At 63.8% G+C, this 19,701-nt stretch carries 16 protein-coding genes and 1 pseudogene; 9 read left to right on the top strand and 8 right to left on the bottom strand.

Annotation, left to right across the window (positions count from 1 at the left end; genetic code table 11):
* Positions 1-68 precede the first annotated feature (68 nt).
* On the bottom strand, positions 69-872 hold the full coding sequence (locus HAP54_RS48455; RefSeq protein WP_312022764.1) for a tyrosine-type recombinase/integrase: 804 nt from the start codon (positions 870-872) through the stop codon (positions 69-71).
* Here HAP54_RS48455 and HAP54_RS48450 point away from each other — a divergent pair.
* From HAP54_RS48450 to HAP54_RS48440, 3 genes are all read left to right on the top strand, one after another.
* The gene (locus HAP54_RS48450; RefSeq protein WP_249817866.1) at positions 775-1,050 is read left to right on the top strand and encodes a BA14K family protein; all 276 of its coding nucleotides are present in this window, start codon (positions 775-777) and stop codon (positions 1,048-1,050) included. The two genes, HAP54_RS48455 and HAP54_RS48450, sit on opposite strands and share 98 nt — an antisense overlap.
* A 241-nt stretch (positions 1,051-1,291) precedes the next feature.
* Positions 1,292-2,983: a hypothetical protein gene (locus HAP54_RS48445; RefSeq protein WP_166298269.1), complete on the top strand. Its 1,692-nt coding sequence runs from the start codon at positions 1,292-1,294 to the stop codon at positions 2,981-2,983.
* Between the two features lie 129 nt (positions 2,984-3,112).
* Positions 3,113-3,553, top strand: coding sequence for a hypothetical protein (locus tag HAP54_RS48440; protein WP_166298268.1), 441 nt, complete (start codon positions 3,113-3,115; stop codon positions 3,551-3,553).
* Between the two features lie 26 nt (positions 3,554-3,579).
* On the opposite strand, the gene HAP54_RS48435 is transcribed toward HAP54_RS48440, so the two are convergent.
* Positions 3,580-5,019: a helix-turn-helix domain-containing protein gene (locus HAP54_RS48435; protein WP_166298267.1), complete on the bottom strand. Its 1,440-nt coding sequence runs from the start codon at positions 5,017-5,019 to the stop codon at positions 3,580-3,582.
* A 140-nt stretch (positions 5,020-5,159) separates the two neighbouring features.
* Between HAP54_RS48435 and HAP54_RS48430 the strand changes: the two genes are divergently transcribed.
* Both HAP54_RS48430 and HAP54_RS48425 read left to right on the top strand, forming a co-directional pair.
* On the top strand, positions 5,160-6,797 hold the full coding sequence (locus tag HAP54_RS48430) for an isocitrate lyase (RefSeq protein WP_166298266.1): 1,638 nt from the start codon (positions 5,160-5,162) through the stop codon (positions 6,795-6,797).
* 227 nt (positions 6,798-7,024) lie between these two features.
* Positions 7,025-7,552: a DUF4269 domain-containing protein gene (locus HAP54_RS48425; RefSeq protein ID WP_166298265.1), complete on the top strand. Its 528-nt coding sequence runs from the start codon at positions 7,025-7,027 to the stop codon at positions 7,550-7,552.
* 7 nt (positions 7,553-7,559) lie between these two features.
* Here HAP54_RS48425 and HAP54_RS48420 read toward each other — a convergent pair whose 3' ends face one another.
* Complete coding sequence (locus tag HAP54_RS48420) at positions 7,560-8,726, bottom strand: PepSY-associated TM helix domain-containing protein (protein ID WP_414646240.1); 1,167 nt, start codon at positions 8,724-8,726, stop codon at positions 7,560-7,562.
* Positions 8,727-8,774: 48 nt separating this feature from the next.
* On the opposite strand from HAP54_RS48420, the gene HAP54_RS48415 reads away from it, so the two are divergent.
* Complete coding sequence (locus tag HAP54_RS48415) at positions 8,775-9,839, top strand: IS630 family transposase (protein WP_166298263.1); 1,065 nt, start codon at positions 8,775-8,777, stop codon at positions 9,837-9,839.
* 78 nt (positions 9,840-9,917) lie between these two features.
* On the opposite strand, the pseudogene HAP54_RS48410 reads toward HAP54_RS48415, so the two are convergent.
* The 5 genes and pseudogenes from HAP54_RS48410 to HAP54_RS48390 all read right to left on the bottom strand — a co-directional run bounded on the left by HAP54_RS48410 (position 9,918) and on the right by HAP54_RS48390 (position 16,288).
* Positions 9,918-12,246 (bottom strand): annotated as a pseudogene (locus HAP54_RS48410) (TonB-dependent siderophore receptor).
* A 277-nt stretch (positions 12,247-12,523) separates the two neighbouring features.
* Positions 12,524-12,757, bottom strand: a complete 234-nt coding sequence (locus HAP54_RS48405) for a hypothetical protein (RefSeq protein WP_166208577.1) — start codon at positions 12,755-12,757, stop codon at positions 12,524-12,526.
* A gap of 211 nt (positions 12,758-12,968) precedes the next feature.
* The gene (locus tag HAP54_RS48400) at positions 12,969-13,895 is read right to left on the bottom strand and encodes an acyl-CoA thioesterase (protein WP_166298262.1); all 927 of its coding nucleotides are present in this window, start codon (positions 13,893-13,895) and stop codon (positions 12,969-12,971) included.
* On the bottom strand, positions 13,895-15,010 hold the full coding sequence (locus tag HAP54_RS48395) for a hypothetical protein (protein WP_166298261.1): 1,116 nt from the start codon (positions 15,008-15,010) through the stop codon (positions 13,895-13,897). The genes HAP54_RS48400 and HAP54_RS48395 overlap by 1 nt, the downstream gene beginning before the upstream one ends.
* Positions 15,011-15,064: 54 nt before the next feature.
* The gene (locus tag HAP54_RS48390; RefSeq protein WP_166298260.1) at positions 15,065-16,288 is read right to left on the bottom strand and encodes an ABC transporter substrate-binding protein; all 1,224 of its coding nucleotides are present in this window, start codon (positions 16,286-16,288) and stop codon (positions 15,065-15,067) included.
* Positions 16,289-16,488: 200 nt separating this feature from the next.
* Here HAP54_RS48390 and HAP54_RS48385 point away from each other — a divergent pair, with 200 nt between their 5' ends.
* Genes HAP54_RS48385 through HAP54_RS48375 form a run of 3 tightly spaced genes read left to right on the top strand, consistent with a single transcriptional unit; the run spans position 16,489 to position 19,618 of the window.
* Entirely contained in the window at positions 16,489-18,042 is a 1,554-nt protein-coding gene (locus HAP54_RS48385; RefSeq protein WP_166298259.1) for an acyl-CoA synthetase, read from the top strand.
* A complete protein-coding gene (locus HAP54_RS48380) occupies positions 18,012-19,112 on the top strand; it encodes a phosphotransferase family protein (protein WP_166298258.1) in 1,101 nt (366 codons plus the stop codon). Before HAP54_RS48385 ends, HAP54_RS48380 begins: the two co-directional genes overlap by 31 nt.
* Positions 19,109-19,618 carry a hypothetical protein gene (locus HAP54_RS48375; protein ID WP_166298257.1) on the top strand — a complete coding sequence of 170 codons (510 nt, stop codon included), beginning with the start codon at positions 19,109-19,111 and terminating at the stop codon, positions 19,616-19,618. Before HAP54_RS48380 ends, HAP54_RS48375 begins: the two co-directional genes overlap by 4 nt.
* Positions 19,619-19,701: the final 83 nt, after the last annotated feature.

Here is a 19,701-nt window from a genome sequence, read left to right as displayed (position 1 = left end):
AGGCGGTGAAAAGCCGAAGGCAATCCCGCGCGCCTCGTCAGAGCAGATGTGCGGCCACATCAATCGGACTAAAAAAACGCACTCTCACGAATAGGACGGGCTAGGGCGGTCTCGACAACCTCCCGCGCAAAGCCTGTGACATTTCCCGCCCAGTCCCGAAAGCTGGAACGGAAGCCGTGAACGGTCGCGTCCTCGACCTTCATCCGCCGCAATACCATTTCCATCGCCATGTTGGACATCGGCTTATTGCGGACCAGCCCGGGTAAAACAAATTCGCCGGTCTTGAGCTTCTCGATCTGGCGCAGGATTGCGATGGCTCGCGAGGACAGGGGGACGCGATGCTCCCGGCCTGCCTTCATACGGTCCGCCGGCACCGTCCAGGTTTTCGTGTCGAAGTTGATTTCCGACCACTGCATTCCTAAAACTTCGCCCGAACGAGCGGCGGTGAGAATGCAAAACTCCAGTGCGAGCGCTGCCTTTGCCTCCCGCTGCCGCAGATCGGCGATGAAGGTGGCGACCTCCTCGTAAGGCATTGCCGCATGGTGGCCGCGCGCCAGTTTGGACGGTCTCGGCAACAAGTGGTCCAAACAAAGCACGAATACCTCGCGGCGAGTAGTGCTCAACTTCAGGAACTGCCGGGCGCAACCGAAGCGCTTCCAGCCGCAGAACCCTCGTGCTCGCCGGACCGTATCGGATGGATACTGGCCAAATGCGGACCGGTACGACGCCGCAAAGCGGCCCATGTGGGTAAAGCCCCACTTCAGTGCAACTTCGCTGATCGGAAGCAGGGTCTCCGGTCGCGACAGCTCATCATGGATCGCTTCAAGTCGAAGTGGCCTCATCGGCGGCGTCATCGCGGCCGGTGCAGCCAACGCCGCCGCGCAGCAGGAAGCCGCTGCGGCCCAGCAGCACGCGGCGTCTTGCGCGCAACGCTATCGCTCGTACGATCCAGCGTCGAACACGTTCGCGGCAAAGGAAGGCCGGCGGTATCCTGCCAGCAAGTGTTTCGGATATAGCCGCGGCTGTATCCGCTGTGGGGCTGCGGTGTGACAACCGCAACCCTTTTGATTGCCAGGGTGATTGCCGGGGCTCGCGCGCACTTTACGTTGGCCGATCGGCCCTTGCCATGGGCGTCAATCCCCGTCGGACAAGTCACGAAACCAACCAGACACTGACAGTCACGCCGAGTTCGCCTGCGGGGTCGCCCTAGATGTAAAGATCGTAATGAATCGAACCGCTCGCGTGCCGATGCCAACACACCTGCATCGGCAACTGCTCCGAGCGTACGACAATGACAAACTACAACTTCTACAAGATCGATATTCCCGGCGGGTACGGCAGCAACGGCTTTGTCTATATCAGCGTCGATGGTGTCGATGCCTCAGGGCTTGCGGTCGGTAACGTCGGCGATATGGACGGCGATTGGCACGGCATTACCGCCGCCCATAACGGTTCGGTCACCCTCTACGATCCCCCGGCATCAAGCAACCAGACGGATGTTGTCGGTGTCACGTCGTCCGGCGAGCTTTATGGCGATTTCACCGACTGGTCGAACATACAACACGGCTTTATCGAGAGTGGCGGCGTCACGACGACGATCGACTTTCCCTTTGCCGCCACCACCGTTATCTCGGGCATCACCGCAGCCGGCGAGCTATTCGGCAGCTATGTCGGCACGTTCACCGGCGTTCACGGATTCCTCGACGACAACGGCTCGTTCGAGACGATCGACGATCCCCTGGCAACGTCAACGTCGGTCTTCGGCGTCAATGCATCAGGCGTCATCGTCGGAGCGATCACCGATGCCAGCGGGACGCATGCCTTCTTCAACAACAACGGCACCTTCACCGCGCTCTATCCGCCCGGATCCTATTCGAGCAGCGCAGTCGGCGTCACCGCCTCCGGCGAGGTGGTGGGCACCTATGAGACCAGCTCCAACGCCCAATACGGGTTCGTCTACAATAACGGTGCTTACACAACGATAGCCGGTCCCGGCTCGACCTACACTTCCATTTCCTATGTCGGCGACAACGGCGAGATCGCCGGCTATTACGCCCAAGCAAGCGGCCATCTGGATGGTTTCCTGGATCAGGGCGGGGTATTCACGACCGTCGATGTCCCGGGCGCCACCGACACCGAAATCCTCGGGGTCAACGCCGCCGGCGAGATCTATGGCGACTACAATGATTCCACCGGTCAGCACGGCTTCGTCGGCATTCCAGGACCGCAAGTCGTCGCCTCCAATGTGACCGCGACCCACGGCGAGACGTTTGCGATGTCGAGCCTGTTCAGCGCCAGCGATCCGACCGGCGCAGGGATCACGGAATATGTAGTGTACGACACTGGCAGCGGCGGCGCGCAGATTCTCGTGAACGGAATTGCGCAGCCGAGCCAGACCGATCTCTATCTGACGCCGGCGCAGCTCGCGCAGACCACGTACCGATCCGGCTCCGGCCTCGATGTGATCTGGGTCGAGGCTTCTAATGGCTCGGAGTGGAGCCCTTGGACGATCTTTCAGGTCTCGGCTCCGGTCGATGCCGGGCCGGTGGTGACGGTCTCGAACCTGGCCTGGACGTCCGGCGAAACCTTCGCCGCAACATCACTGTTCTCTTACAGCGATCCGTTCGGCAGCCCGGCCACCGAATACGAAGTTTGGAATGCAGCGACCAATGACGGTGAGTTCGAGCTCAATGGTACACCACTGCCTGCAAACCAGGACAACACCGTCACGCCAGCGCAGCTTTCGCAGCTGAGCTATGTCGCGGATTCAGCCAGCGACATCGTGTGGGTGCGCGCCAATGACGGCACCGTCTGGGGGCCGTGGACGCAGGCCGGTGGCAACGCCAACGACGTCTTCTATGCAGGATCGGCCAGCGACCTCATCGAGGCCGGCAACGGCAACGACACCTTCTATGGCGGCTCCGGCAATTCGACGATGTATGGCGGCACGGGCAACGACGTCTATGTCGGCGGCAGCGGCTAGAGCCTCGAGGTCGGCCGCGGGACCGCAACATCGCTGGACTATTTCTATCTTTCCAGCGCCGCGGGTTCGGAGGCCTTCGGCGGGCCTGCCGGCGAAGACGTCTTCGTCGCGGGCCCGAACGGCTCGGTGATGATCGGCGAAGGCGCCACCAACTTCATGTACGGCGCCGCGGGCGGCAACAACTACTTCTACGGCGGTTCCGGTGATAGCGAGTTCTTCGGCGGCAGCGGCGTCGACGTCATGATCGGCGATTCCGGCAGGGACTATTTCGATGGTGGCACCGGCGTGAACTATTACTTCGGCGGCGCCGGCGGTGGTCCGGGCAGTGGCACCGGCGTCGACACGTTCAACATCAGCCAGGGCGGCATCGACGTCGTGCAGGACTGGACCGAAGGCAAGGACACCGTGCAGTTGAACGGCTCGGGCTTTCACTCCTTCTCCGACGTCCTGTCGCATTCGTATCAGAACGGCGCCTATTTCGTGGTTCAGGTCGATGCCGACACGGCGGTGTGGCTGAACGGAGCGACCGCCGCGACCGTGACGGCAAGCGATTTCAGGATCGGGAGCTAGCGCGTTTCCGAGCGACGTGGGTATCGTCAATCCGCCGAGAAGCCGAACGGGACGCTCGAGGTCCTGAAATCGTCGGGAAGGATCTCGCGTCCGATCGGCGGCGCCGACCGTGCCGCGCATCGCGGCCGATGGCAGACACGGCATGCGACGCCGATCGGCGTCGGCTCATCCGCGTTCGGCCCCTGTCCGTCGCGGGTGTAGATCAGCTGGCCCGCATATTCGGCCGCGCAGCCGATCGCGATGGCGCGCTCGACGCGGATTGCGCCGAACGCGCCGCCGCCGGCGGTCACCGTGCGGGCGATCGAAAAGAACCGCTGTCCATCGGGCAATTCCAGCCATTGCGTGACGATCTGGCGTGGCGTCTTGAAGATGCCGTGGACCGACCACAGCGGACACGCGCCGCCGTGCTTCGCGAACGGGAAGCCGGCGCCATCGAGCAGCTTGGAAATGTTGCCGGCGGGATCGACGCGGATCAGGAAGAACGGAACCTTCTCGAGCCCCGGCCGCTGCAAGGTCGTGATGCGGTGCGCGGTCTGCTCGAAGCTGGTGCCGAATTGACGCGCCAGCGCCTCCAGATCGTAGCGGCGCGTTTCGACCGCCTTCGCAAACACCGAGTAGGGCATGATGAGCGCGGCGGCAGCGTAGGCTCCAAGCGCGCGGCGGGCCAGCAGCTCGGCGCTTTTGGAGGTAAACTTGCCGGCTTCCACCGCGGCGCTGATCTCGTCTTCCAGTTCGAGATAGGCTAGTTGCTTGGCCAACTGAAAATTGAGGCCGGCGGTATCGAGCGAGTCCTCGATCAGCAATTGCCGGCGATGAAGGTCCAGCCGCCTGACCGAGCCGAGCATGACGTTGGGCGGCAGATAGCGAACCTGGAGGTTATGGCGCTGGCGAAGCCGTTCGATAAATCCGGCAGGTCCGGCCGGTTCATGGACGAGGCGCTCGGCTGCGTCGTCGAGGCTGGCGAAATTGTTGCGGCGTGCGGCGAGAAAGCGCCTGACCTCCGCGACCGGATCGTTGGCGTCAAAATTCTCCTGACCCGGAAATGATGCGGCGCCTGCCAGGTCCGGCGCGCTGCGCTCCGCCAACGCCAGCTGCTCCTCGCGGTAAGCGGTGTAGAGACGCAGGAACGCTTCCGTCATTCCGGGATAACTGACCGCGAGGTCGCTCACTTCGAGCGTGGGGATGTCGATGTCGGCAAACATCGGTTCCTTCAGGACGGACTGCATGCGCGCGGTGTGGTCGGCGCCGCCATCGCCGGCGAGATCGGCCAGATCGATCTTGTAGGTGCGGGCCAGGCGAAGCAGCATGTCCGCCGTCACCGGCCGCTGATTGCGCTCCAAAAGCGCAACATAGGGGGCGGAGATTTCGAGATCGGCCGCCATGTCGGCCTGGGTCAGCCCCAGGTCGCGCCGGAGCCGACGCAATCGTGGTCCCATGAAGACGGAACGGGCGCTCGACGTTGCCATCGCCTAATCCATTGTAATATTCTTACAACGATACATCGGTTTCTTGTAAGTTATGACAAGTTTTCCGCGCCAGGTCTAGCTCCCGGTGAGGCCGGGCTTACAAAGAGACCAGTTATTTCGTCACCGAAGGGATCACGGACATGAACTTCCAACCGCGCGGGATCAGCGACCGGGCCATCCAGGGACCGGCTTCGTATCAGAGCGAGATCGAGGCGGCCGAAGCGCTGCTCAAGGACAAGGACACCTGGAACGGCGTGACCGCCGAAGCCGTGGCGCGCATGCGCTTGCAGAACCGCTTCAAGACTGGTCTGGACGTCGCCCGCTACACGGCTGCGCTGATGCGCGCCGACATGGCCGCCTATGACGCCGACAGCACCAAGTACACCCAGTCGCTCGGCTGCTGGCACGGCTTCATCGCCCAGCAGAAGCTGATCTCGGTCAAGAAGCACTTCGGCAATACCGATCGCCGCTATCTGTACCTCTCCGGCTGGATGATCGCGGCGCTGCGCTCCGAGTTCGGACCGCTGCCCGACCAGTCGATGCACGAGAAGACCTCGGTGCCGGCCCTGATCGAGGAGCTCTACACCTTCCTGCGCCAGGCGGATTCCCGTGAGCTGAACGACATCTTCCGCGCGCTCGATGCCGCCCGCAAGGAAGGCGACAAGGCGAAGGAAAAGGCGCTGATCGAGAGGATCGACAACTTCCAGACCCACGTCGTGCCTGTGATCGCCGACATCGACGCCGGCTTCGGCAATGCCGAGGCGACCTATCTGCTCGCCAAGAAGATGATCGAGGCGGGTGCCTGCGCCCTGCAGATCGAGAACCAGGTTTCCGACGAGAAGCAGTGCGGTCACCAGGACGGCAAGGTGACCGTGCCGCACGAGGTGTTCATCGCGAAGATCCGCGCCTGCCGCCACGCGTTCCTCGAACTCGGCGTCGAGGATGGCGTCATCGTGACCCGCACCGACTCGCTCGGCGCCGGCCTGACGCAGCAGATCGCCGTGAGCCACAAGCCCGGCGACCTCGGCGACCAGTACAACAGCTTCCTTGATTGCGAGGAAGTGACGGCGGCCAATGCGCGCAATGGCGACGTCATCATCAACCAGAACGGCAAGATGATGCGTCCGAAGCGGTTGCCCAGCAATCTCTACCAGTTCCGTCCCGGTACTGGTGCGGATCGCTGCGTGCTCGACAGCATCACCTCGCTGCAGAACGGCGCCGATCTGCTGTGGATCGAGACCGAGAAGCCGCATATCGAGCAGATCGCCAGCATGGTCGATCGCATTCGCAAGGTCATTCCGAACGCGAAGCTGGCGTACAACAACTCGCCGTCCTTCAACTGGACCCTCAACTTCCGCTGGCAGGTTTACGATGCGATGAAGGAAGCCGGCAAGGATGTCAGCAAGTACAATCGCGCCGAACTGATGAAGGCGGAATACGACGGCACGCCGCTGGGGATCGAAGCGGACGAACGTATCCGCACCTTCCAGGCCGATTCAGCCAAGCGCGCCGGCATTTTCCACCATCTGATCACACTGCCGACCTATCACACGGCTGCGCTGTCGACCGACAATCTCGCGAGGGAGTATTTCGGCGAGCAGGGCATGCTTGGATACGTCAAGAACGTGCAGCGTGCGGAAATCCGTCAGGGCATCGCCTGCGCGAAGCATCAGAACATGGCGGGCTCCGACATCGGCGACGATCACAAGGAGTACTTCGCCGGTGAGGCTGCCCTCAAGGCGGGCGGCGCCCACAACACGATGAACCAGTTCAGCTAACGGCTCGACCGGATCATTCTCGAATATCGGCCGGACGGGCTGGCTTGCGAGCAGCCCTCCCTGTCCGCCGACGACGGGGCGATTTTCGACCACGGTGACGCGGTCGAGATCGCCCCGCAACGCTTTGCAAAGGCGTATCCCTCCAGGCTTCCTCCCTTGGCTGAGGCTCTCGCATTCCGCGCGAGCGTGGTATTTGCATTGCCGCGATCTCGAGGGCATGCCACGCGATGAGTGTCGGGCACTACGCATCCGCCGTCACCAACTCTGCCGTGATGGAACTGCTCAGGCCGTTCGATCCGCGCATCGTCGGAACGCTGCCGCTCGGCCTTGCCGTGGCGGGAAGCGACATCGATATCGTCTGCCATGCGCCCGATCCGAACGCTTTCGCGGAAATCGTCTGGACCCATTATCAATCGGCCGATGTTTTCGTCCTTTACCGATGGACTTCGGGACCGCGGCCAGTGATTGCTCGCTTTGTGTGGGATGGCTGGCCGTTCGAACTGTTCGGTGATCAGCGTCCGGTGGATCTGCAGCCGGGCTGGATCCATTTCGAGGTCGAGCGGCGGCTGCTCGCGCTCGATGACGGACGGCTGCGGCGCGCCGTCGGCAGGTTGAGGGCACATGGCCTCAAGACTGAGCCTGCCTTTGCCGCCGTGCTCGGGATCTCGGGCGATCCCTATCGCGGATTGCTCGAGCTCGCGGCCGAGACGGACGCCGAATTGCGCGTCCGGCTCCCGACGTGCGGCCTCGGCTGATCGCGGTTCATTCGCCCGGAACGAGGTGACCGACCGGCTGCCGCGCGAGGCGGCGGTGTCTGCGACGCGACAGATAGAGCAGGAGACCGGTCACGGTGAATAGCGGCATCATGGTGGCGGCCAGCATGAAGGCGAGCTTGCCGGGCCATCCCAGGATGGCGCCGCGGTGGATGTCGAGCACGCTGGCGAGGATGCGCTCGCCGAACGTCTTGTCGGCGTAGCGATCCGACGAGATCATGCGTCCGGTGACGGCATCGATGCGGAATTCGTCACGCACGCTCTCGAGCGACGAATCCTGCGGCCATGACCGCACGCGCACCGCCGTACCCGCACCGGCCGGCATCGTGAGTAGGGCCTTTGCGTATTGACCACCTTCCTGCTCCAGGAATGCTGTCCAGACTCGGTCGAAGGCAAGCGCCTTGACCTCGCCGTTCGGATCGGAGGCCCGCTTGTCATTCCCTGGGTTTGGCCTGGTATCGGCCTTGCCGTCGGCTGCAGCACCGCGCGGCGGCTTGGGCTGCATCGCGGCCGTCGCCGTTGCGGGTCGCGCCAGCAGCCAGTTGGCGCCGGCCTTGTACCATTCGAACGAGTACCACAGGCCGGTCAGCGTCATCACCAGATAGACCGGCAGCACCCAGGTGCCGATCACGGCGTGCAGCGAGCGGTGCAGGCCGCGTCCGCGCAGTCCGAGGTTTGGCTTCAGCCACATCTTCACGCTGCGCGCACGATGCGGCCAGCGCAGCACGAGGCCTGATATCAGCATCACGATCAGGCAGATCGCGGCGGACCCGGTGATCTTGCGGCCGATGCCATTGCCGTCGCCGGGCAGCAGCAGCCAGCGATGCAGCTTGCGGACGGTGGCGAAAAAGTCCTCGCCGCGCGGCGACCCGAGCAGATGTCCGTCATAGGGGTCGACATAGACCGAGGACGGCCGCGACCCGCCTTCGCTGCCCGCGAAGCGGATGCGTGCGGCGGCTGACGGGTCGCTCGCCATCGTCACGGCGGAGGCCCTGCCGAAGTCGCCGACCGACTGCAGCCGTGCGACCAGCTCATCCGGCGTCAGCCGCCGCGTCGTGCTGGCGTCGACGCGCATGATGTGGCTGTTCAGGCTGGCCTGGATCTCATCCTCAAAAGCCATCGTCGCCCCGGTGATGCCGACCACGGCCCAGATCAGCGCTAGTACCTACTGTTCTTAAAGCGTGAGTCGTGATTCAAGGTCGGGATGATACCCGAAGCAAGAGAAGTCCACCTTTCGAGGAAAGATCGCAAGGTGCTTGAGGCGTGTTGCCGCTCCCCGGTGACGTTGCAGCGCGATTTGAAGCGGGCGCGGATAGTTCTGTTGGCGGCGGATGGACGCAGCACTCGGTCGATCGCCAAGGAAGTTGGGGTCCAGCCGCGGATTGTCAGCCTTTGGCGGCATCGCTATGCCGACCAAGGCCTTGAAGGGCTGCAAGACAAGCCGCGACCGGGCAAGCAGCCAATCTATACGAAGGCCACCGACAAGCGGATTCTGAAGCTGCTGGACAAGCCGCCGCCGGACGGGTTCGCACGCTGGACCGGGCCCCTGCTGGCCGGGGCGCTGGGCGATGTTGACGTCCAATATGTCTGGCGGTTCCTGCGCAGCCACAAGATTGACCTCGCGGCTCGTAAGTCCTGGTGTGAGAGCAACGACCCGAACTTTACGGCCAAAGCCGCCGATGTTGTTGGCCTCTACGTCGTCCCGCCCGCGAAGGCCATTGTGCTATGCGTGGACGAGAAGCCCTCGATCCAAGCTTTAGAGCGAGCGCAGGGTTATCTGAAGTTGCCCAATGGCCGCGCCTTGACCGGCCAGAGCCACGATTACAAGCGGCATGGCACTACGACATTGTTTGCGGCGCTCGAAGTCGCCACCGGAAAGATCATCGCGGCTCATTCAAAACGCCGTCGCCGCGTCAAGTTCCTCGACTTCATGAACGGCGTTATCGCGGCCTTTCCGGGCCGAAAGCTTCACGTCATCCTCGACAACCTCAACACCCACAAGAAAAACGAGCACTGGCTCAAGGCCCACCCCAACGTGCAATTTCATTTCACGCCGACAAGCGCGTCCTGGCTCAATCAGGTTGAGGTCTGGTTCTCGATCTTGCAGGGGCAGTCACTTAGCGGCACCTCCTTCACAAGCCTCAAGCAGCTGCAGGAACACATCGATGCCTACGTCAACGCCTACAACGACAGAGCCGAGCCCTTCGTCTGGACCAAGAAAAAGGTCCGTCAACGCCGTTTCAAAGGCCGCCGTATCACTCAGCTCTGATTCTGGGTACTAGCACAAGGCTGACCACGGAATGGACCTGCAACAGCGCGGCCTTGATCGGGCGTCGGACATCACTCATCAGAACTTCACCGTCGCCGAGAGCGAGAAGCGCCGCGCGTCGCCCATCGCCACCGTGAGAATGCTGTTGGCGGAGGGATAATAGACGGTGTCGAACAGGTTCTTGACGTTGAACTGGTAGATCACCGGGAACGTGTCGACCTCGGTCTCGTAGGTCGCAAAGATGTCCGCCACCGTGTAGGCCGGCAGCACGAAGCTGTTGGCGGCGTCGCCCGGCCGGTCGCCGACATAACGCGCACCGCCGCCGAGACGAAGCCGGCCGGGCAGCGCCGTGCCGAAATCGTAGACGAGGTAGAGCGAGGCGGTGTTGAGCGCAACGTTCTGCAGAGCCTTGCCGGCGAGTGTCGGATCTTCGGTCACGCGCGCATCGGTGTAGCCGTAGCTGCCGATCATGCTCCAGTTGTCGGTGAGCCGGCCGGTGACGTCGAGCTCGACGCCGCGCGAGCGGACCTTGCCGGCCGTGCGGTACTCGACGATGCCAGTCGCGGGATTGAGCTGCGACACCAGCACGTTCTTCTTGTCGATGTCGTAGAGCGCGAGCGTGCCGGAGATCCGCTTGTTGTAGTCGAACTTGACGCCGGTCTCCCACTGGGTGCCCTCTTCGGGGGCGTTGCTGGAGCCGATCACGACGCCTCCGGTGAGCGGCGCGATGGTCGAGGTCGGCTTCAGCGATTGGGTGTAGCTCGCGTAGAGCGAGACCTCGTCGGTGAGTTTGAGAATGGCGCCGCCGAGCGGCAGTGCCTTGTCCTGCGAGACGTTGGTGTTGGTGATGAAGGGCCGGCCCTTGCCCGCGAGCTGGTCGTAATCCATGTAGCGCACGCCGCCGACCAGCGCGAAGCGCTCTGTCAGGTGCAGCGTGTCCTGGAAGAACAGCGACCACTGGCCGAGCTTGTCGGTTTGCGCGCTGTCGACGGCGGACACCGCGGTGCCCGGCGTGATCAGCCCGTAGACAGGATTGTAGAAGTTGAAGCTCGGCGTCGCCTGCCGGATCAGATTGTCGCGGTAGATTGTGCGGTACTGGCCGTCGCCGCCGAACAATATCTCGTTGCGGAAATTGCCGAGCCAGACATTGCCCTGCAAATAGGAGGTGCCGTAGCTCAGCATTGCTGAGCGAGCCCTGCGTGCCGTCATTGCTGCGGGTCTCGACGCCGGTCGTGGCATTGACGCCGGTGATGCGGAGCTGGTTGGCGCTGAAGGTCTCGGTGTTGTAGCTGTAGGCGGCGAACAGCTTCCAGTCCCGGTTCAGGCGGTGCTCGACCGACGCCTGCATCAGGTCGGAGGTTCCCCACATGTTGTTGAAGGGCTCGTCGAGCCGGCGCGTCGCGGGGATCGCCAGCGGTGCATTGTTGACGAACGCCGTGCCTCGGTCGAACGGCGTGATGAACTCACGGTGCTCGTAGTTGAGCTGGACCGTGGTGTTCTCGCCGTACCAGGCAAGCGACGGTGCGACCAGCATCTCGCGGTGGCGGCCGAAATTGCGCCAATAGTCCTCGCTCACGCCGTAGCCGATGAAGCGATAGGCGAGGCCGCCATTACCGATCGGGCCGGTGACGTCGATGGTGCCGTCGGCGCCGGTCTTCGAGTTGGCGTAGGTCGAGCCGAGCAGGGTCACCGAGCCATGCTGATAGAGCTCGGGGCGCTTGCTGATCGTGTTGACGATGCCGCCGGGATCCATGATGCCGTAAAGCAGCGACGCCGGGCCCTTCAGCACCTCGACGCTCTCGACCGACGCGTTGAGGCTGCGGCCCTGCACCAGCGGCATGCCGTTGCGCATGATCGAGCCGTCGCGATTGTCGCCGAAGCCGCGGCGCATCACCGCGTCCTGGGTGCCGGCCAGTGTGTTGGCCTGGGTGACGCCGATGACATTGGCGAGGGCGTCATCGAGGTTCCGCGGCAACTGGTCCTTCAGCACCTGCTCCGGCACGACGTTGACGGTTTGCGAGGTGTCGAGCGGCGAGGCGCCGCTGCGCAGCGTGGTCGCACTCGGCATCGCGCGATAGTGCAGCTTGGCTTCGTTGAGCACTGCGGCCGCAGCCGCGGCGCGCTCCGACGGCGTCGGTGGCGCCGGCTGGGCATTCCGCATGCGCTGCCGTGCCGCGGCGGCTGCCTGTGTCCGCTGCACCGATCTCGCCGAATTGGCCGCAGGCTTGCGCTTCTGCGTCGGCTGGTCGACCGTGACAGGCGGCAACGGGACGCTCGATTGTGCGTTTGCCGGCGTCACCGCGGCGGAGATATCAGTGAGCAGGAATGCTGCACCGATCAACAGGTGGGTGCGGCCCTTGTCGGCGGCATTTCGACGGTCGCCGACAACGCGGCCATCAGCATTCACAGGCACTCTGGTACTTCCGATTCACGCGAGCATATTCACGCCGCGCCTCTAGCAGCCGCCGCGCGCGAAAAGAACCGGAGCAGACTTGAATCTCTCTAACTGGATTGGATTTGAATCGTTCTAAGAAACAGCAAGGCTCGCGTGTCTGCGCGAGCCTTGCACCTCATGGATCGATTGTTGCGTCATTGCGTCAAACGCTGCGCGATTATGACAAGAGGCTCCGACCCGCCGTAGCTTCAGCCTCAAGCGTTCTGCCAGCCGCGCCTCGCGCGAAGCCTCACGACATCGCCAGGCTGACGGGCGCCGAGCCGACCACTCCCGTGCTCACGCCGTCGCGCGCCATCGATTCGATTGCGCTCCAATTCTCGCGAAAGATCCGCGCGGCCTCGTTGGCACTTTCCGCCTGGATTGTCAGGCTGCACGCGCGTCTCGCGCCGTTGCTCGCAAGCTGGAAGTAGAGGACATATCCAGACGAATCCGCACTCCGTGCGCCCGACGGTGCCTGCTGCATGTCAGTTTTCCCCGATAGTGTTTTTGTTGCGCCACCCGCAGGCAGGATTTGACAGAGATGCGGCACAGTCGTGATGCAAGACGCGCAATCTGCACGATCGCGCATTTTGTTTGCGTGTGTTGCCGGGATTCAACAGGCGATGGAACCGATGACGCGCGGCGGCTGCAACCCGGCCGCGATCACGGCGCGCGCTTAACTGTCCCGGCGTGACCTACGCATCGCCGTCCGGATGCACCATCAGGGTTTCCTGGATCGAGGTCGCAAGCATCGATCCATCGCGGTCATGGACGCGGGCGATCGACAGTCCACGGCCGCAATCGGCGCAGGGGCTCTCGGTTTCGACATGCATCCAGGCGTCGGGCGAAAATGCGCGATGAAACCAGATGCAATGGTTGAGGCTCGACAGATAGAGCGGCGCGCGCGACTGCAGGCCGCGGAGATGACCGCCGACGCTGGAGAAGTTGAGCCACCAGTCCGAGAGATAGGCGAACACCGCGGCCTGGGCGCGGGAACCTGCCGTGAGTGGCTGCCTGCATCTGATCCAGAAGCGCAGGCGCGGCTCAGCCGTCGCAGCCGAGAGCTGCCGTTCGATCTTTGGGATCCGGAAATCCATGCTGGGCTTGATGTGCGGGGAGTCGGGACCGAGCGGCCGCAGCTGCGCCATCAGCGCGTCGGGGATCATGGTCAGATCGGGCAGGCCTTCGGGATCCTCCGATGGTGCGAACGGCGCTGCGTGCCGCGGACCCGGCTGCGGCGCGCAGAACGTGGCCTGCGCGCTCAATACCGTGCGCCCGCCGCCCTGGCTGCCGACGATATGGCGGGAGGAGAACCGCTTGCCGTCCTGCAGGGCCTCGGCGTCAAAGGTGATGCGCCTGCCAGGATCGGCGCCGCGCAGGAACAAAAGCTGCAGCATCGCCGCCGGGCGATCCTCGGGCGCGCTGAGGGTCGCGGCCATCATCGCCTGGCCAAGGATCTGGCCGCCATAGGAACGGCCGTTGAGATTGCCGTCGCCGAACCGGCTGCGATAGCGCAGCGGTGCGATGGTCTCGAGCGAGACCAGCGCCTCGGCTGCCTTGTCGTCCCACGGATCGCACGCGGCTTCACTCTCCTCCGCGGCGCGGATGCCTCGTTCGTCCATCACATCGCCGGGAATTTCTGCGGTGCCGGATAGAGCGGATAGCCGGCGGCAACGCCGTATTCGCTGATGCCAAATCCGATCTCGTTGCCGCTTTCGAGCCGGACGACATGGTCCGACAGCGTACGCGCGACGGCGCGGGTTGCGGCATCGTCGAGATTCCAGACATCGTGCGCGGCATGGTTCTCGCCGCGGTCGTCGCCATGGGTCCACCCCTGCAGGCCGCCATACATGCCGGCCTTGAGATAAAATCGCGTCGGCAGTCCATGCATCCTGACGCGGCGCGGCTCGCCGCGCTCGAAGGCGAAGGTAAAGTCGGCTACCGCGATGGTCTGGCCAAGCGGATCGTCGGCCCATTCGATCCTGTGCTCGACCGAGGTGACCTCGCGATGCGACACCGATCCGTCGGTCTCGCGGCGGAACTCGGTGCCCGAGAGGTAATGCGGCTTGCCCGGTGTGCGCTCCTTGATGAAGATCGACAGCGCCGACTGCTCGAACTGGAACATCGACCAGGTCCAGAAGAAATTGCGATGGGTCGCAACCGGTGGCCTGGTCTCGTCGGTGCGCATCTCGGAGCGCAGACCCCAGGAGCGGTCGCGCTGTCCCCACCACAGCTCGGGTTCGATGTTGGTGCGCTTGCCGTCGACCACGATCCAGCCGCGCCAGCGGCCGAATTGCGAGACGCGTGCGAGATCCTCTTCGACCACGCCGTTGCGCTCGCGGAAATTCTGCTTCTCCTGCGCCGCCGGGAAGCTCGCCTTGAACTCGAGCTGAAAGCTGATCCCGGACGGGTTGTCGGCGAGTGAGACCCGGTGCAGGCCCATGCCTTCCACGATCTCGATTCTGAGCCCGCCGACCTCCGTCTCCAGCGGGCGCGTCCCGAGCCGGCGCGAGGCGCGGAAATTGTGCTGGCGGCGGCCGACGGTGATGCCGGCAAAACCGTCCATCACGTTGCGGTTCGGATAATAGCCGAGCCCGATATCGATCAGCAGCTCGGAGCCGTCGATCGGATGCGCGGTGTACCAGTAACGCTCGGTAAACCTGGCATCGCCGCCGCCTGCCTTGGCAAACGGTTCGGGCGTCTGGTGGCCGATGAGATCGTCCTGGGTTGTCAGCATTGTTCTTGTCCTTGGTGTTTGAGCCGGTTCGGTCGGCCGGATGAGTAGCGCAGGTCAGTCCTTGGCCGCGCCCGCACCCACGATGTCGCCGAACAGCACCCAGGTCTTGCCGTCGAAGCGGGCGAAGCGGCGTTCGGTGATCGCGGCGTAATCCTGCGGCGTGGTCTGGATGGTGATGCCCGGGAGCAGCATCGGCAGCTCGATGCCGCTCAGATTGGTGGCCTGCTTCAACACATTCTCCCGCGTGAGATTGTCGCCGCAGCGCTGCAGGATGATCGCGCCGAGTTGCGCCGTGGTGTAGCCGGTCACCGCGATCACGTCGTTGGGGTCCATGCCCGGCATGTATTTCGCGGCGAAGGCGAGATAGTCGACCATGCCCTTGTCGCTGGCCCAGGCCGGATCGTTCGGCGTCTTGTAGGAGGTCGTGGTTAGGATGCCGGTCGAGGCCTCGATCCCTGCCGGCACCAGCACGCCGGCGATCGAATTCGCGGTCGAGCCGAGGAAGATCAGCGGCTTCCATCCGAGCTCGTGGATCTTGCGGATCGCCATCGAGGCAAACTTGTTCTGCGCGGCGATCAGGATGGTATCGGCGCCCGACGCCTTCAGGTTCACGATCTGGGAGTCGATCGTTGGCTCGGTCGACTGATACATCGCCTCCTTGACGATCATGGTTTCAGCTTTCGCGCCGAGCCCTTCCTTGAGGCCGAGCACAAAGTCCTTGCCGATGTCGTCGGCCTGCAAGAGCACGCCGATTTTGGCGTTCGGCTTCTCGCGCAGCACATAGCGCGCGATGATCCGGGACTCGTTGACGTAGGTCGGCGAGTAGGGTGTCGTCCACGGAAACTGCTTCGGATCGTTCCAGCGGGTGCCGCCGCTCTGCACCAGCAGATGCGGGACGCCGTTGCTGTTGAGATATTTCTGGATCGCGGCGTTGGTCGGCGTGCCGAACGGCGCCATGATCGCGAGCACCTTGTCGTTCTCGACCAGCGCGCGCGTCACCTCGACGGTCTTGGGCGGGCTATAGGCGTCGTCGCGGGTGACGAAATTGATGCGGCGGCCGTTGATGCCGCCTTTCTCGTTCAGCATCGTGAAATAGGCGAGCATGGTCTTCGGGAAGCTCGCATAGATCGACGCCGGGCCGCTGTAGGGCGCATTGGCGCCGAGCAAGATCTCGGTGTCGCTGACTCCCGGCCCATAGGCCTTCTGGGCGTCAGCCGTTCCGAGCGCACCGGTGAGCGCGAACGCCCACACTGCAAGCGTGACCACTGGCTTTCGCATCTTCCCCTCCCATGACGCCCTCTTTTGCGGGGCTGGTTGATCCGGCGGTGGAAGCCTTCAAAGGCTTTACCCGTCGCGTCGGCTATGCAATAATAGACCGTCTGTCCGGATTATCAACTTAAATCTCCGGGCGGCATATCGGCTTCACGTGCGACGGAAACATCCGCGCGTGCGCGGCCGCATGACGGTGTGGAGGAAACATGAAGCTGACGCAGGCGCTGATCTCGGCGGTGCAATTGCGCAAGGATGCGCCCGGCACCATCCATGCCGCACGGTCGCGGAGCTGGAAGGAGATCGGCCGGCGCGTCGCCTGTGCCGCGGGCGGGCTGCGGCGGCTCGGCATCGAGGCCGGCGACCGCGTCGCGATCCTCGCGCACAACAGCGATCTCTATATCGAGGCGCTCTATGCCATCGCCTGGGCCGGCGCGGTCGCGGTGCCACTCAACACGCGCTGGGCGGTCGCCGAGAATGCCTATGCGATCGATGATTCCACGCCGAAACTGCTGCTGGTCGACAGGGCCTTCGCCGAAATCGCGTCTGGGCTGCGAGGTGCAAAATCACTCACTGTGATGGTCTATCTGGACGAGGGACAAGTTCCTGACGGCATGCAAAGCTATGACGAGCTCGTCGCGCACGCGCCGATCGAGGATGCCTCCGGCGCCTACAACGATCTCGCAGGGATCTTCTACACCGGCGGCACCACGGGTTTTCCCAAGGGCGTGATGCTGTCGCACGCCAATATCATCTATGAATCGCTGGTCTGGATCTATGCCCTCCGCTTCCGCGAAGACACCAGATACCTGCATTCGGCCGGCATGTTCCATCTCGCCGGCACCTCGCCGATGATCGCGCTGACCCTGGTCGGCGGCACCCATGTCACCATCCCGAAATTCGAGCCCGAGCTGGCGATGAAGACCATCGCCGAGCACAAGGTCGATTACTGCCTGTTCGTGCCGACAATGCTCAACATGATGCTCAATCATCCGTCGTTCGGCAGCTATGATCTGAGCAGCGTTAGGGATTGCGAATATGGCGCCTCGCCGATGCCCGATGCTCTGCTGGTCAAGCTGATGCGGGTGCTGCCGAGCTGGCGCTTCCACCAGGGCTACGGCATGACCGAGAGCGCGGCGCTGGCGACGATCCTGCCATGGGAATATCACGCGCTGGAAGGCCCGCTGGCGGCAAAGCGCAAATCCGCCGGCCGGGCGGCGCCAGGCGTCGAAATCCGCATCGTCGATGCCGCGGGCAACGAGGTGCCGCGCGGCACGGTCGGCGAGATCGCGATCCGCGGCGCCGGCGTGATGCTCGGCTATTGGCGCAAGCCCGAGGAGAGCGCGCGCGTGCTGCGCAACGGCTGGCTGCACACCGGCGACGGCGCCTGGATGGACGAAGACGGTTTTGTCTATATCGTCGACCGCCTGAAGGACATGATCGTCTCCGGCGGCGAGAACGTCTATTCCGGCGAGGTGGAGAACGCGATCTTCCAGCATGAGCATGTCAGGGAATGCGCGGTGATCGCGGTGCCCGATCCGCAATGGGGCGAGGCGGTGCACGCCATCGTGGTGCCGAAGGACGGCGCCCGGCTCGATTCGGAAATGGTGATTGCGCATTGCCGCACCCTGATCGCGGGCTACAAATGCCCGCGCTCGGTCGACATCCGTCTTGAGCCATTGCCATTGACCGGCTCCGGCAAGATCATGAAGTCGGCGCTGCGCGAGGAAAAGTGGCAGGGCTACACGAGGTCGGTGAATTGAAGCAGGAGGCGACCAAACGATTCGACGATGTGCCGGGTGCCGGACCGGAGCCGGTTCGTCCGGTCGTGGTGAATGACGATGCGGTGCGGTCGGCGCTTGCGCAGCATCTGTCGCGGATATCCGGACAGCAGACGGAGATCACGAGCTTCGGGCGAAAATCGTCGGGCTTCTCCTGGATCACATATGCTTTCATGGCTCGTTCCTCTGCTGAAGGAGACCGCAAGCTGATCCTGCGCGTCGGTCCGCCGAACGGGCTGTTTGCTCCTTACTCGGTGCTGCCGCAGGTTACTGCGCTGCAGTCGCTGGCCGGCACCAGCGTTCCGGTTCCGGCGCTGGTGTCCTCAGCGCAGGATGGCGCCGAGATCGGCTTTCCCTTCTTCATTTGCACGCATGTCGAGGGCGACGTTCCCGCGCCCTGGGCGGCGAGCAAGCTCGATCCCGACCACAAACGCGCGATCGCCCGGCAGTTCGTCGAGATCCTCGCCTCGCTGCACCGGATCGACGCAAGCACAACGCCCTTCGCGTCGCTGCAGCAGAGCGGGGAACGCGCGGAGTTGCGCGCGATCGCCGGTTGGCGTGCCTCGCTCGCGCGTCCGACCGCGCGCTATTATCCGCTGCTCGATTGGGGCGGACGCTGGCTGCAGGACAACTGTCCGCAGCCGCCGCGCCGCACCATCGTGCATGGCGACTACCGGATCGGGAATTTCATCGAGGATAATGGACGGATCACCGCCATTCTCGATTGGGAGCTGACCCATCTCGGCGATCCCCACGAGGATCTGGCCTGGGCGATGATGCCGACCTTCAACGCCAGGAGCCGGAACCTCTATGGCGTGCTCGAGCGCGCCGAGGTGATCGACCTCTATCAGCGCGCCTCCGGCATTCCGGTCTCGGAGAAGAGCCTGGCATTCTACGAGGCCTATGCGCTGTATCAGGCGGCGGCGATCCAGATGTGTGCGGTGCGCGCCTTCGAGGTCGATCGCTTCAACGACATGCGGCTTGCGGTGATGGCAAGCCAGATGCCCTCGATCGTGCGTGCGCTCGAGCGCGCATTGGAGGCCGCGGCATGAGCGCATCCTTCGAACGGCTGATCGACGGCATCATCGATGCCCTGCAAAGCCATGTCGTGCCGAACAGCAGCGACGATTTCGTCCGTGGGCAGGTGTTCTCCGCGATCTACGCCCTGAACGGCATCAAGCTCGCCGCCGACTGGCAGGCCGGACCGCTGCTGCAGCAGGTGCGGCTGCAGGACGATACTTTCGCGGCGGTCAGCCGATTGGCCGACGGCATGATGCATCCGGAGATTCCGGCGACGCCCCGCATCCAGGGCGAGATGTCCGACCCTGCCGCGATCGAGGCGTTGCGCGACGATGGCGACCGGCGGCTCGGGCGGCTTCTGCTCTGGGCCAGCGGCGAGGACGCGCGCGCGGCGGACCGCGACATCGCGACGGAAATCGAACGCCTGCTGCGGCGGGCGATCTGCGACCAGCTCAAGATCGAACTCGCGACGACGCCGAAGTCGATGCTGCAACAGATCGCAGGCGGCGAACGCGACGGCGGCGCGGCGCAGGGCTGACGCTGCCGCACAGCTGGCTACCGGGAATTGCTCTTTGTGTGCCGCCCCGGGGATAAGCGGCAGCGTTCGCAAAGACGCTTGCC

The sequence above is a fragment of the Bradyrhizobium sp. 2S1 genome (assembly GCF_011516625.5).
Taxonomy (GTDB): Bacteria; Pseudomonadota; Alphaproteobacteria; order Rhizobiales; family Xanthobacteraceae; genus Bradyrhizobium; species Bradyrhizobium septentrionale.
This window is presented reverse-complemented; position numbering and strand designations above follow the sequence as displayed.

Bases quoted from the DNA above. Each gene is read 5' to 3' on its own strand.
- HAP54_RS48445 (WP_166298269.1), top strand. From the start codon at position 1,292: ATGACAAACTACAACTTCTACAAGATCGATATTCCCGGCGGGTACGGC.
- HAP54_RS48440 (WP_166298268.1), top strand. From the start codon at position 3,113: ATGATCGGCGAAGGCGCCACCAACTTCATGTACGGCGCCGCGGGCGGC.
- HAP54_RS48435 (WP_166298267.1), bottom strand. From the start codon at position 5,019: ATGGCAACGTCGAGCGCCCGTTCCGTCTTCATGGGACCACGATTGCGT.
- HAP54_RS48430 (WP_166298266.1), top strand. From the start codon at position 5,160: ATGAACTTCCAACCGCGCGGGATCAGCGACCGGGCCATCCAGGGACCG.
- HAP54_RS48425 (WP_166298265.1), top strand. From the start codon at position 7,025: ATGAGTGTCGGGCACTACGCATCCGCCGTCACCAACTCTGCCGTGATG.
- HAP54_RS48415 (WP_166298263.1), top strand. From the start codon at position 8,775: ATGATACCCGAAGCAAGAGAAGTCCACCTTTCGAGGAAAGATCGCAAG.
- HAP54_RS48405 (WP_166208577.1), bottom strand. From the start codon at position 12,757: ATGCAGCAGGCACCGTCGGGCGCACGGAGTGCGGATTCGTCTGGATAT.
- HAP54_RS48400 (WP_166298262.1), bottom strand. From the start codon at position 13,895: ATGGACGAACGAGGCATCCGCGCCGCGGAGGAGAGTGAAGCCGCGTGC.
- HAP54_RS48395 (WP_166298261.1), bottom strand. From the start codon at position 15,010: ATGCTGACAACCCAGGACGATCTCATCGGCCACCAGACGCCCGAACCG.
- HAP54_RS48390 (WP_166298260.1), bottom strand. From the start codon at position 16,288: ATGCGAAAGCCAGTGGTCACGCTTGCAGTGTGGGCGTTCGCGCTCACC.
- HAP54_RS48385 (WP_166298259.1), top strand. From the start codon at position 16,489: ATGAAGCTGACGCAGGCGCTGATCTCGGCGGTGCAATTGCGCAAGGAT.
- HAP54_RS48375 (WP_166298257.1), top strand. From the start codon at position 19,109: ATGAGCGCATCCTTCGAACGGCTGATCGACGGCATCATCGATGCCCTG.